Annotated in this window: 12 protein-coding genes and 1 pseudogene; 7 read left to right on the top strand and 6 right to left on the bottom strand. The window is 72.3% G+C overall.

Annotation, left to right across the window (positions count from 1 at the left end):
- Positions 1-61: 61 nt before the first annotated feature.
- On the bottom strand, positions 62-838 hold the full coding sequence (locus C1I98_RS24465) for a peptidoglycan recognition protein family protein (protein ID WP_111169778.1): 777 nt from the start codon (positions 836-838) through the stop codon (positions 62-64).
- Positions 839-1,092: 254 nt separating this feature from the next.
- Between C1I98_RS24465 and C1I98_RS44265 the strand changes: the two are divergent.
- From C1I98_RS44265 to C1I98_RS24485, 5 genes and pseudogenes are all read left to right on the top strand, one after another.
- Positions 1,093-1,464, top strand: a pseudogene (locus C1I98_RS44265) (hypothetical protein); the annotation flags it as partial.
- Between the two features lie 142 nt (positions 1,465-1,606).
- Complete coding sequence (locus C1I98_RS44270; RefSeq protein ID WP_233508142.1) at positions 1,607-1,957, top strand: hypothetical protein; 351 nt, start codon at positions 1,607-1,609, stop codon at positions 1,955-1,957.
- A gap of 73 nt (positions 1,958-2,030) precedes the next feature.
- Entirely contained in the window at positions 2,031-3,152 is a 1,122-nt protein-coding gene (locus C1I98_RS24475; protein WP_233508143.1) for a C39 family peptidase, read from the top strand.
- 2 nt (positions 3,153-3,154) lie between these two features.
- Positions 3,155-5,059 carry a S9 family peptidase gene (locus C1I98_RS24480; protein WP_111169771.1) on the top strand — a complete coding sequence of 635 codons (1,905 nt, stop codon included), beginning with the start codon at positions 3,155-3,157 and terminating at the stop codon, positions 5,057-5,059.
- An 86-nt stretch (positions 5,060-5,145) separates the two neighbouring features.
- On the top strand, positions 5,146-6,417 hold the full coding sequence (locus C1I98_RS24485) for a M20/M25/M40 family metallo-hydrolase (RefSeq protein ID WP_233508144.1): 1,272 nt from the start codon (positions 5,146-5,148) through the stop codon (positions 6,415-6,417).
- Between the two features lie 31 nt (positions 6,418-6,448).
- Here the strand turns inward: C1I98_RS24485 and C1I98_RS24490 are convergent, their stop codons facing one another.
- The 4 genes from C1I98_RS24490 to C1I98_RS24505 are packed head-to-tail and all read right to left on the bottom strand — an operon-like array spanning position 6,449 to position 10,466.
- Positions 6,449-6,997, bottom strand: coding sequence for a hypothetical protein (locus C1I98_RS24490; RefSeq protein WP_146607604.1), 549 nt, complete (start codon positions 6,995-6,997; stop codon positions 6,449-6,451).
- A gap of 23 nt (positions 6,998-7,020) precedes the next feature.
- On the bottom strand, positions 7,021-7,914 hold the full coding sequence (locus tag C1I98_RS24495; RefSeq protein ID WP_111169774.1) for an ABC transporter permease: 894 nt from the start codon (positions 7,912-7,914) through the stop codon (positions 7,021-7,023).
- Positions 7,907-8,830: an ABC transporter permease gene (locus C1I98_RS24500; protein WP_111169775.1), complete on the bottom strand. Its 924-nt coding sequence runs from the start codon at positions 8,828-8,830 to the stop codon at positions 7,907-7,909. The genes C1I98_RS24495 and C1I98_RS24500 overlap by 8 nt, the downstream gene beginning before the upstream one ends.
- Positions 8,831-8,858: 28 nt before the next feature.
- Complete coding sequence (locus tag C1I98_RS24505) at positions 8,859-10,466, bottom strand: peptide ABC transporter substrate-binding protein (RefSeq protein ID WP_158558165.1); 1,608 nt, start codon at positions 10,464-10,466, stop codon at positions 8,859-8,861.
- A 160-nt stretch (positions 10,467-10,626) separates the two neighbouring features.
- Here C1I98_RS24505 and C1I98_RS24510 point away from each other — a divergent pair, with 160 nt between their 5' ends.
- Positions 10,627-11,619, top strand: coding sequence for a LuxR C-terminal-related transcriptional regulator (locus C1I98_RS24510; protein WP_233508145.1), 993 nt, complete (start codon positions 10,627-10,629; stop codon positions 11,617-11,619).
- Here C1I98_RS24510 and C1I98_RS24515 read toward each other — a convergent pair.
- On the bottom strand, positions 11,616-12,212 hold the full coding sequence (locus tag C1I98_RS24515; protein ID WP_233508146.1) for an ATP-binding protein: 597 nt from the start codon (positions 12,210-12,212) through the stop codon (positions 11,616-11,618). The two genes, C1I98_RS24510 and C1I98_RS24515, sit on opposite strands and share 4 nt — an antisense overlap.
- A 147-nt stretch (positions 12,213-12,359) precedes the next feature.
- On the opposite strand from C1I98_RS24515, the gene C1I98_RS24520 reads away from it, so the two are divergent.
- The coding region (locus C1I98_RS24520) for an adenylyltransferase/cytidyltransferase family protein (RefSeq protein WP_233508147.1) at positions 12,360-12,825 on the top strand (466 nt) is incomplete at its 3' end.

Raw genomic sequence — 12,825 nt, forward strand, 5'->3', positions numbered from 1 at the left:
GGGCAGGGGTGCGCCACGGGCCGGGCAGGGGTCGCGGCCCCGGTCGCCCTGGTGGCCGCCCTCAGGTGATGGGCTTCTCCCAGGCGGCGACCCAGGTCGCCTTGTCGACGGCACCGGTGGCCGAGAGGTCCTTCTCGCGCTGGAAGGACTCGCAGACCTCGCGGGAACGCGGTCCGTAGGCGCCGTCCACGTCGAGGCTCCAGCCGCGCGCGCGCATCCGGGCCTGCCAGGTGCGGACGTCGTCACCGCGCATGATCGGCGGGTACTTCAGCACCCGTCCCTGCCACGGCGGGGCCTTCTCGTCCGGCGGATCGGGCTCGCCGCCCGAACCGGGGCGCGGCGCGCCCTTCTTGACCCAGGCGTACAGCTTGTCACCGGGGCAGCTGGTGGCGTAGCCGTCGCGGTGCCCCTTGATCTCCTTGCCCGCGCCGCCCTTGTCGCGCAGGTGGTCGATGGCGTCGAGGATGGCGTGCAGCATGCCGTCGGGCGGCGTCACCAGCCCGGAGCTGCCGACCAGGCCGAGCACCGCGTAGTGGCCGGAGTTGAGCCCGGGCCCGTTGGCCGCGGGCAGGTGCCCGGGGCCGCGCCCGACGAACACCTTGCGGTGCGGGCAGGCCACCATGCTGTAGCCGATATCCATCCATCCATTGCCGTCCATATGCTGCTTTTGGATGGAACGCACCACGCCGGTGCACTTATCGTGATCGTCGACGATGGCGGGGTCGACACGGCCTCCGGTGTAGTGGACCTTGACGCCCTTGGTGGAGCTCAGCGCGGTATACGAGCCGCGGGCCTTGCGGGCGCCCCATTCCTTACGAGACACGAGATCGATGGGCACGGGGGTCTCCATATGCGATTGAGGAACAACTCAGCGTAACCCTTTTCGGCCCTCTGCATCGATGTTTCCCGAAGAAAGCTATACCGGGCTCATACCGAACCCGATGGACACACGCGGCCCCGCACCGCCGAGGCCGGCGTCCGGCCGGGCAGCTCGGTCATGAGATCGGCCGGGTCGATGCTCCGCACGCTTTCGACGGTACTCCCGGCCGGCCCGCCCGCGTGCGGGCATCGAACCAGCACCATCGGTAACGTATGCCGCACGCCAGTCCCCCTCACCCCAGACGATCCGCCGTCCCTCGGCGAGTTCCGGCTGGCCGGACGGTCGGGCGAGGGCGGCCAGGGCGTCGTATACCTCGCGCACGACCCGTCCGGCCGGGAGGTCGCGGTCAAACTGCTCAGCCGGGTCGATCCGGAGTCGCGCGCCCGCCTCGCCCGGGAACCGGCGGCGTTGTCCAGCGTCGCGTCCTTCTGCACGGCGCGGCTGCTGACGTGGGCGGGCGGCAGCCGTACCTGGTGAGCGAGTACGTCGCGGGCCCCGCGCTGGACCGGCGGGTCGCCGAGCGCGACCCGCTGCGCGACGGCGACCTCGAACGGCTGGCGGTGGGCACGGCCACCGCGCTGGCCGCGGTACACGCCGCCGGGGTCGTCCACCGCGACTTCAAGCCCGCCAACGTGCTGCTCGGCCCGGACGGCCCGCGCGTGGTCCACCCCGATCGCCGAACCGTCCCGGCAGGAGAGCACCGAGGCCGGCGAGCCCCAGACCGGTGTGCCGGGCGAGCGCGTCACCGGCCCGGCCGAGATCCCCGACGCCGTCGAGGGCACCTGGGGCGGGCGCATCGTCCCCAACATCACCCTCGGCCTGCGCGAGCACGACGTGCAGGTGCCCCTGGAGTCGGGCAATGCCGTCGGGAAGTGGACGGAGGCCGACACCGGTTGCACCGGCGGGCTCACCGCCCTCGGGTCCACCCGCTCGGCCGTCACCGTGTCGCTGACCGACGCCGGCCAGCGCGTCCCGGGCACCCTGACGCTGACCAGGAAGGGCGACCGGCTCGGCTACCACTGGACCGACGGCATCGGCTTCGGGTCGGTCTACACCGGATGGCTGACCAGGCGATGATTCCGGCAGGTCCGGGGGTGGATACGTAAACCATCCGATGTGCCACGAACAGCACGAAACCACAATCGGCGGGGTGGTCACCCTGTTGCCTGCCGATCTGAGCCGCGTCGTGCTGCACCGCTTCCCCGCCGTGCTGCCGAGCACGGTGGGGACCGCCGAGTACCTCGATCCGTTCGGCAACGGCGGCGCGGCCCACCCCTTCCGGCGCTGGGAGTCGGAGGAGCGGGAGATCGGCTTTCCCGCGACCGAGCTGGTGCCCTCCTGGTCCGCGGTGACCCCGCCCGGCACCTGGCTCACGGTCGAGCTGCGCGGCAGGACGGCCGGCGGCGGGCTCACCAAGTGGTACGTCATGGGCCGGTGGGCGCACGGCGAGGAGACCATCCACCGTACCTCGCTGCCCGGCCAGGGTGACGAGGACGCCGACGTGGCCGTGGACACGCTGGTGGCGCGGCGGCCGTGGGTGGCGTTCCGGCTGCGCCTGACGCTGCACGGCGAGGGCGAGGCGGCCGTGACGGCGGCCGGGGTGATGGCCTCCGCCGTACGGCCGCGCGGCGCGCGCACGACCGGACCTTGCCCGGACGGCGTGCGGGGCGTGGAGCTGGCGGTCCCCCGGCGCTCGCAGAAGGTGCACGCCGGCCACTACCCGCAGTGGGACGGCGGCGGCGACTCCTGGTGCAGCCCGGCCGCCGTGACGATGGTGCTGGAGTACTGGGGGCGCGGCCCCGGCCCCGAGGAGCTGGCGTGGGTGCGGCCGGGCGACCCGTGCCCCGCCGTGGACCACGCCGCCAGGCACATGTACGACCACAGCTACCAGGGCACCGGCAACTGGCCGTTCGGCGTCGCCTACGCCTGCCGGTACGGCATGGCGGGCTTCGTCACCCGGCTGCGCTCGATGGCCGAGCTGGCCCGCCTGATCGCGGCCGGCATCCCGGTGATCACCTCCCAGTCGTTCAAGGAGCACGAGCTGCCCGGCTCCGGCTACTCCACCAGCGGCCACCTGATGGTCGTGACCGGCTTCACCGGCGACGGCGACGTCGTCGCCAACGATCCCGCCGCCCCGCACGACGAGACGGTGCGGCGGGTCTATCCGCGGTCCGCGTTCGAGAACGTGTGGCTGCGCGGCTCCAGCGGGGGAATCGTCTACGTCGTGCATCCGCCGGAGGTCCCCCTGCCCCCTTCCGACGGTAACTGGTGACCATGTCCGAGCCTGCCACGCTGTCCTCCATCAGCCCCGCCGACGTCGCCCGCGTGGACGACCGCCCGCAATGGGTGGAGATCCACGGCGGCGAGGTCTGGTGGGACGAACCCCGCCCGCACGAGGGCGGGCGCCGCTGTGTGGTCCGCCGTGGCCCTGACGGGCGGACCAGGGACGTCCTGCCGCCGGGCTGGAACGCCCGCAACCGGGTGATCGAGTACGGCGGCCGGTCCTGGCGGCCCACCGGCGACGGCGAGATCGTCTTCACCAACTGGGCCGACCAGCGGATCTACCGCCACTCCGGGCAGGGCACGCCCGTGCCGCTGACCCCGGAGGGCCCGCACCGCTACGCCGACCTCTACCTGCCGCCCGGCCGCGCCGAGGTCTGGGCGGTACGCGAGACGCACGACGGGACCGGCCGGGAAGGCGTCCGCAGGGACCTGGTGGCGGTCCCGCTGCGGCCGGGCGGCGAGGTCCGATCGATCCTGCGGGCCCAGCACTTCCTGATGAACCCGCGTCTTTCGCCCGACGGCCGCACCCTGGCCTGGATCGGCTGGGACCACCCCCGCATGCCGTGGGACGGCACCGAACTGTGCGTCGCCCCGCTCGGCGAGGACGGCACGGCCGGGCCGTACCGGATCATCGCCGGCGGACCGGAGGAGTCGGTCATCCAGGCCGAATGGCGCGACCCCGGCAACCTGTACGCGATCACCGACCCCGACGGCTGGTGGAACGTCCACCTGGTCGGCCTGGACGGCGACCCGCCGCGCAACCTCGCCCCGCTCCCCCTGGAGTTCGGCGACGCCCCCTGGAAGCTGGGCAACACGTGGTTCGCCCTGGCCGGGGACCGGCTGGTGGCGATGTACGGCACCGCCGACGGCAGGAACCTCGGCCTGCTCGACCCGGAGACCGGCGAGATCACCGAGATCGGCGGGACCGCGACCTACTGGGCGCCCACGATCGCGGCGGACGCCACCCGCGCGGTGGGGGTGGCGGCCTCGCCGTACACGCCCTTCGAGGTGACCGAGGTGAGCCTGCGCGACGGCGCGCGCTCGGTCCTCTCGCCCGGGAAGCGGCTGCCCGCGCGGGCCCTGCTGCCCACCCCCGAGGCCGTCACCATCGACGGGGTGCACGCGCACGTCTACCCGCCGCGCGGCGCGGCGGCCGGGCGCGCGCCGTACGTGCTGTTCGTGCACGGCGGCCCGACCGGGGTCAGCCCGCTCACGCTGGACCTGGAGATCGCCTACTTCACCAGCCGCGGGATCGGCGTCGCCGACGTCAACTACGGCGGTTCCACCGGTTACGGCCGTGCCTACCGGGAACGGCTGCGCGACCAGTGGGGCGTGGTGGACGTACGCGACTGCGCGCGGGTGGCGGCCGGCCTGGTGGCGAGCGGCCGGGCCGACGCCTCTCGGATCGCGATCAGGGGCGGCAGCGCGGGAGGCTGGACGGCGCTGGCCGCGCTCGTGCACAGCGACGTCTTCTGCGGCGCGGTCGCCCACTACGCGATCACCGACCCGGAGAGCTGGGCCGCCGAGACGCACGACTTCGAGTCCCGCTACCTGGACGGGCTGATCGGGCCGCTGCCCGCCACCCGCGAGCGCTACCTCGCCCGCTCCCCGCTGCTGCACGCCGCGCGGGCCTCGGGCCCCGCGCTGCTGCTGCACGGCCTTGAGGACGCCATCGTGGACTCCGCGCAGGCCGAGCGCTTCGTACGCGAGCTCGACCGGCACGGCACCCCGTGGGCCTACCGGACCTTCCCCGGGGAGCAGCACGGCTGGCGGCGGGAGGAGACCATCGTCGCGGTGCTGGAGGCGGAGCTGGCCTTCTACGGCCTGGTGTTCGGCGTCCCGACGCCCGGGGTGCCCCCCATCGAGCTGAACCGTCCGGCCACTCCGAGAGGGTAGAGACGGCCACAGCGGGCATGCCCGGCAGTGACCCCGCCCCCCCGGCAACGAACCAGAGCACGACGGACGAGGAGTGTTCACCCGCAATGAGCGAGGTCGCGCAGATCTGTTCCGATCTCATCAGGATCGACACGACGAACCCGGGCGGCGGTGAGCGGCGCGCCGCCGAGTACGTGGCCGGGCTGCTGGCCGAGGCGGGCCTTGAGCCGGAGGTGTTCGAGTCCGCGCCCGGCCGGGCGAACGTGGTGGCGCGGGTGCCCGGCGACTCGCCGGAGGCGCTGCTCGTCCACGGGCACCTGGACGTCGTGCCCGCCGATCCGCTGGAGTGGCGGGTCCACCCGTTCTCCGGGGAGATCCAGGACGGCTGCGTGCACGGGCGCGGCGCGGTGGACATGAAGGGCTCGCTGTCGATGACGCTCGCCGCGGTCCGCGGCTGGGCCCGGCGCGGCGTGCGGCCCAGGCGCGACGTGGTGCTGGCGTTCCTGGCCGATGAGGAGGCCACCGGCGAGTACGGCTCGGGGTACATGGTCGAGCACCACGCCGAGCTGTTCGAGGGCTGCACCGAGGCGATCAGCGAGTCGGGGGGCTTCAGCGTGCAGGTCCCCGGCGACGCGGGGACGCGGGTGTACCCGGTGGCGGTCGGCGAGCGCGGCACGGCCTGGATGAAGGTGACCGCGCGGGGAGTGGCCGGGCACGGTTCCAAGCCCGCCGTGGACAACGCCGTGGCCGAGCTGTCCCGGGCCATGGTCCGGCTGGCCGACCACCGCTGGCCGGTACGGCTGACGCCCGCCGTGGCCGCGCTGATCACCGCCCTGTCGCAGGTGCTCGGCGAGCCGATCGACCTGGACCGGCTGGAGGAGGAGGCGGTCCGGCTGGGCCGGGTCGGCGCGCTGTTCAAGGCCCAGATCCGCAACTCCGCCAACCCGACCATGCTGAACGCCGGCTACAAGGTCAACGTGATCCCCGGCACGGCGGAGGGCCACGTGGACGGGCGGTTCCTGCCCGGCTACCGGGAGGAACTGCTGGAGACCGTGGACAAGCTGCTCGGCCCCAGGGTGACCCGCGAGTTCGTCAACCTGTCCGGCGCGCCGTCCGCGCCCTACCCCGCGCCGTTCTTCGACCAGATGTGCGCCGCGCTGGTCGCCGAGGACCCGGCCGCCCGGCCGGTCCCCTACGTCATGAGCGGCGGCACCGACGCCAAGTCCTTCTCTCAGATCGGCGTTCCCGGCTACGGTTTCGCGCCGCTGCTGCTGGACCCGACCCTGGACTATTTCGGGATGTTCCACGGCGTGGACGAGCGGGTGCCGGTCGCGGGGCTGGAGTTCGGGGTGCGGGTGCTGGACCGGCTGCTCACCTGAGGGCCCGGCTACATCCTTCGACGCAGCGGATTCATCCGCGGCGACCGGGGCACCGCCGCGCCCACCACAGCGCCGCGGCGGCCCATCCCACCGCCGGCAGCAGGAAGACCAGCGCCGCCGTCCAGAAGCCGCCGGAGGCGCCCGCCGCCCGGTCGGCCGCCTCGGCGGCGGTGTAGACGCTCCGGCCGCCGATCTCCGCGCCGAGCGCCTTGACCGTGTATTCGGCGTCGGGGTAGCGGCCGGCCCGCTGGACGGTCTCGGCCGCGTCCGCGGGCAGTTCCAGCCGTACCGGCGTGCCCCGCGGCACCCCGCCCGGAGGCGGACGTTCCAGCCGGAACGTCAGGTTCTGCGGGAACTCGGCCAGCGTCAGGGCGAACACGACCACCCTCGTGGTGCGGTTGCCGCTGCCCGCCCGGTCGGTGAACGTGTGGTACTTCACCGCCGTCCCGCGCACCTGGTGGACGGCAGGGGGGTCGGTCACGCGCTCCCGGCGCGCGGCCTGGTCGTTGAGGAACAGCGCCATCCCGGCGAGCACCAGCACCGGGATGAGCCGCGCACGCCACGGGGGACCCGATCTCATCGGGTCTTCATACCACGGAAACCTCAGTGCAGGCGGGGGTCCAGCGCGTCGCGCGCCACGTCGCCGAGCATCAGGAAGCCGAGCACGGTGGCGGTGAGGAAGAGCGAGGGGAAGATCAGCAGGTGCGGGTGCTCGGTGAAGAACGACCGGGCCGCGTTGAGCTGCAACCCCCAGGAGACCTCCGGGTACTGAAGGCCGACGCCGAGATAGTCCAGGGTGGCCTCGCCCGCGATGACGTTGCCGACGTTGAGCATCGCCAGCACGAACACAGGGGCGATGGCGTTGGGCAGGATGTGCTTGACCATGATCCGCAGATGGCTCGCGCCGAGCATGCGGGCCGCCGCGACGAAGTCCATCCCGCGTACCGCGATGACCTGCGCGCGCATCAGCCGGGTCATGGTGGTCCAGCCCAGTACGACCAGGACCAGGGTCATCGCCCACACGCCGTGGCCGGGGAACGCCACCAGGATCACGGTGGCGCCGAGCACGAACGGGATGCCGAAGAAGACGTCCGTGATCCGGGAGATCAGGGCGTCGGCCCAGCCGCCGAAGTAGCCGCCGAGCAGGCCGAGCACGATCGCGATGAGCAGCGCGAAGATCGTGACGGCCAGGCCGATCAGGATGGAGGCCCGCGCGCCGTGCACGATCTGCGACCAGTAGTCACAGCCTTGCAGGTCGTAGCCGAAAAGCGCGCCCTCCTGCGGCGGGCGCTTGGACATGCGCAGGTCACAGCCGCGCTGCGGGCCGCCGAGGGCGGCGAACGGGCCGGGGAACAGCGCCATCGCGACCGCGATCAGCAAGATCGCCGCGGACAGCCAGAAGACGACCCTGCGGCGCAGCTCGTACCACGCGTCCCACCACAGGGAGCCGCGCGCCGCCGGGGCGGGGGCCTGGGCTGCGGTGCCGAGGTCAAGCACGGGCGATCCTCGGGTCGAGCACGCCGTACAGCAGGTCCACCACCAGGTTCACCGCGATGAAGATCATGACGAGTACGGTGACCGCCCCCACCACGACAGGGCCCTCCTGGAGCTGGATGGACTGGAACACCTGCTGGCCGATGCCGGGCAGGTTGAAGATGCCCTCGGTGACCACCGCGCCCGCCATCAGGTTGCCGAAGTCGACCCCGAGGAAGGTCACCACCGGGATCAGCGAGTTGCGCAGCGCGTGCCTGCCGATCACCCGGCGTCTTCGCATCCCCTTGGCGGTGGCGGTGCGCACGTAGTCGGCCCGCAGGTTCTCCGCCAGGCTGGTACGGGTCAGCCGGGCGACGTAGGCCAGGCTGAAGGAGGCCAGCACCATGCCCGGCAGCAGGTAGCTGCCCGGCCAGCCCTGCTCGGTGCCCGCGGTGGGGAACAGCCCCAGGTTGAGGCCGAGCACGATCTGGGCGGCGTAGCCCACCACGAACACCGGCACCGCGATCACGAACGTGGTGCCCGCCAGCACCGCCGTGTCGGCGATGCCGCCCCTGCGCAGCGCCGCCACCACGCCCAGCAGCACGCCGACGGCCAGCTCCAGGACCCAGGCGGTGAGGGCGAGCTGGGCCGTCACCTCCCAGCGGCCCGCCAGCATGTCGGAGACCTGCTGGCCGGTGAACGACTGGCCGAGGTCGCCGCGCAGCAGCCCGAACATGTAAAGGCCGTACTGGACGATCAGCGGGTCGTTCAGGTGGTAGCGCTCGCGCAGGGTGTGCAGCGTCTCGTCGGAGATCGGCTTGTCGCCGGCGAGCGCCAGGATGGGGTCTCCGGGCAGCGCGAACACCATCGCGTAGATCAGGAAGGTGGTCGCGAAGAAGACCGGTACGGCCTGCAACAGGCGCTGCGCGGCGTATCTCATCGGCCGGGTTCTCTACCGGCGGGCAGGGTCACTTGACGGTGATCGTGTCGAGGTTCGGGCTGTAGGCGTCGATCCGCACGTTGGTGATCTTCTCGGAGTGGCCGGCCTGGTCCTGCCAGTTCCACAGCGGTGCCATCGGCATCTCGGCCAGGGCCAGGTCCTCGGCCTTCTGGTAGAGCGGGATGCTGGCCTCCATCGTGGGCGCCGAGTTGGCCCGCTTGATCAGGTCCAGGAACTCGGGGCTCTTCCAGCCCATCCGGTTCTCCGCGCCCCACATCGACTCCAGGTAGTTCTGCGGGCTCGGGTAGTCCATCACCCAGTTGTTGCGGAACGGCCCGTCCTGCTTGTGGGCGCGCAGGGTGGCGAGGTAGTCCGCGGACGGGATCTTGCGGAACTTGATGTCGGCGATGCCGAGGTTCTGCTTGAGCTGGTTGGCGACCGCGGTCATCCACTGCTCGTAGCTGGGGTCGGCGTTGGAGAAGTACAGGTTGAGGGTGCCGGTGAAGCCGCCGGCCTCGTCGTACAGCGCCTTGGCCTTGGCCGGGTCGTAGGTGCAGCTCTCCCCGCAGGCGGTGGCCCGGTAGCCGGGCACCAGCGGGGCGACCAGGGAGGACATCGGCTTGAAGGCGCCGTTGAAGACCGCGTCCACGATCGCCTGCCGGTCGATCGCCATGGAGATCGCCTTGCGCAGGTCGGCGCCGGCGAACCGCTTGTCGTAGGCGGGGAAGCCGAGGTAGTCCATGGTCCCGCCGGGGATGGACACGAACCGGTCGCCGAGCAGGGTCTTGGCCTCCGAGGTGCTGGCCGGCGGGATCGTCTGGAGCAGGTCCACGTTGCCGGCGCGCAGGTCGGTGTAGGCGGTCTCGCGGTTGGCGTAGATCTTGAAGTTCACGCCCGCGGACTTGGCGGGGCGCGGGCCCGCGTAGCCGTCGAACCGCTTGGTCTTGATCAGCTTGTTGCGCTCCCACCGGCCGTCCAGCATGAACGGCCCGTTGCCGATCGGGGCGGTGTCGTAGCCCGCCGGGTCCTGCAAGGCGGCCTTGGGCATCGGGGCGAAGCCGGTGTAGGCCAGCATGATCGGGAACTGGCTGAACGGGGCGGTGAGGGTGACCTCCAGCGTGGTGGGGTCCACCACGTTCAGGCCGCTGAGCTTGTCGGTCTCCGGCTTGGGGGCCTCCTCCGAACCCTCGGGGGCCTCGGGGTTGAGCTTGTCGTAGCCCTCGACGTTGGCGAAGTAGTAGTTGTTGGTCCAGGCGTTGGGGCCGTAGGCGGCGGCGTTCCAGGCGTCGGCGAAGCTCTCGGCGGTGACCGCCTCGCCGTTGTGGAACTTCTGCCCCGGCCTGATCTTGATCGTCCAAACCTTCTGGTCGTCGCTGGTGATCGACTCGGCGGCGCGCATCTGCGGTTTGCCGTCGGGGCCGATGACCACGAGGGTGTCGAAGAGCGCCCCCAGCACGGCGATCGAGTAGCTGCTGGAGGTGTTGCCCGGGGTCAGGTGGTCGGGCTCGGTGAGGGCGACGGAGAACCGCTTCGGCGCGTCTCCGCTCTGCCCGCCGGGTGTGCTGCTCCCTCCGCCTCCGCACGCGCTGAGCGCCAGGAGCGCGGAAAGAAGGACGGCGGCGCCTTGCGCCCTCATCAAGACCGTCACGTTATGTCCGCCTCTCCGTGTCTCCGGCGTGATGCCGGAGAGGGTAAATATCTGTTCAGGGCGAGACATCGGAAGGTTTACGTATTCCCGCGCTTTCTCCGCTCGGGCACGCTTGAGCCCAGGGTACGGCTTGGCGGGAGGAGGCGGTGTGGAGGCGGAGCAGATCACGCTGAGCCCGCGTCATCTCCACGCCTTCGCCGAGGTGGGATTCCAGGTGGCCGGCCGCCGCGGCGCGCAGGGCGCGATGGCCGCGCTGCGGCGGGTGATCCCGATGGACGCCTACGAGTTCGTCGCCTTCGACCCGGCCACCGGCCGGCACCAGAGCCTGATCGCCGACGGCTACGCCCGGGTCGACTCCGACGCCGCCGAGGAGTACGCCCGGCTCGACCCCTACCGCACGGCCATGGCCAACCGCGAGCCGCTGCTGATGGGCGCCCCCGGCACCGAGCGCTACTACCGGCGCCACCTGGAGCCGTACGGCTGGCGGGCCGGCCTGACCACGCCGCTGTTCCTGGACGAGGGCCGCTACACCGGCCTGCTGCACCTCAGCGCCCGCGATCCCGGCGCGTTCTGCGCGCGGGCCGCCGCGCTGGTCAACGCGGTCTCGCCCACCCTCGCGCACGTGACCGACCTGCGGCGGTGCCTGATCGAGACGGGCGGGCTGCCGCCGGGCTTCCGGGCGATGTCCTTCGACCGGACCGGCACGCGCCGCGAGGTGGCCGGGCTGCCGCCGTCCGAGGCGATCGCGGCGGCTCCCGGGATGGCCGCGCTGGCCAGGGAGTTCATCGACTCGCGGGAGCTGAGCCGGCGCGGCCTCTGGCCGGACGCCGAAGGGCGCTGGCGGGAGGTGCGGCTGATGCGGGCGGGCGTGGGCTTCCAGGGCGCGATCCAGGGGGCCCTGATCGCCGAACGGCCGTGCGCCCTGCCCTACGACCTGACCGGGCGGGAGGTGGACGTGCTCACCCGGGTCGCCGGCGGCGACTCCAACCCGCAGATCGCCGCTTTCCTGGTCCTCAGCGTGCGGACCGTCACCACGCACCTGGAGCACATCTTCGCCAAGCTCGGCTGCGACAGCCGTACCAGGCTGACCACCAAGGTCCTGGCCGAAGGGCTGTGCCGGCTCGACGTCCCGGCGGGCTAGCCGAGGTACAGCCTGCCGTTCGGCGGCGCGGCGGAGACGCCGGCGAGGTCGAGGGCGAGCTCGAACCACACCCGGTTCGCGCCGGCCTCGCGGATCACGCCCCACCTGCGGGCCAGCGCGTCCAGCAACGGCAGCCCGCGGCCTCCGGTGGCGTGGGCGTCGGCGTCGGCGCCGCACGTACACGGCGGGGCGAGGGAGCCGTCGTCCTGGACGCAGACCCGTACGGTGCCGGCGGAGTAGCTGACCCTGAGGGTGAACGTCCCGCCCCGGCCGGAGTCGGAGTGGACGACCGCGTTGGTGGCGACCTCGCTGGTGAGCAGGACGCAGTCGTCGTGCAGCGGGTGGTCCACGCCCAGCGCGCGGGACACCAGGCGGCGCGCCCTGGCGATCTCGTCGGCCGTCCCGGCCAGGTGGAACACCCTGTCCTTGTCGGCGTCCGTTCCCGCGTCGTCGTCTGCGCCTGTGTCCTTGCTCGATTCGCGTCCGCCGTCCATCGTGACCCTCCCGATCGCCCCCGCCGTACGAGGAGCCGTCCTCCTAAGGACGCCGGGCCGGGCGGCCTCGATGTCACCGGAAAGTAGGAATACGATCACCAGGAGGTTAGCCGGACGCGCGACGGGCCGCGCGATTCGTGGGTACCGGCGGACGGAACGGCCTCCGGCGAACGCTAGTCTGCGAGTGTCCGCGAAGTGGCGGGGCCCGCGCCGTGCGCGGGCCGCGGCGAGAAGGGGATACACGTCGTGAGCAGGCTGGAAGCGGTCTGGGTGATGCCGTATGACCGGCCGGGGGCGGCCGTGGTCACGGGCGCCTTCGACATCCTGCACGTTGGCCATGTCCGGTTCCTGCGCGCGGTGCGCGACCGCGGGCTGCCGCTGCTGGTCGGGGTGGAGGACGACGCCAGGGTGTCCTACTGGAAGGGCCCGGACCGGCCGCTGCACACCGCCGCCGAGCGCGCCGAGGTGCTGGCCGCGCTGCGCTTCGTGGACGGGGTGTTCATCGTCACCGGGCCGCCGGAGCTGAACAAGCCCGCCGAGTACATCAAGCTGTTCGCCCCGATGCACCCGGGCGCGCTCGCCCACACGGCCGGCGACCCCCACGCCGAAGGCCGCTGCGCGGCGGCCGACGTACTCGCCGCCGAATGCTGGGAACTGACCGCCATCCCCGGCCGCTCCACCACCCGCATCCTCAACGCCGTCACCACCCCCC

Origin of the sequence: Spongiactinospora gelatinilytica (assembly GCF_003236385.1) — a bacterium.
Lineage (GTDB): Bacteria > Actinomycetota > Actinomycetes > Streptosporangiales > Streptosporangiaceae > Spongiactinospora > Spongiactinospora gelatinilytica.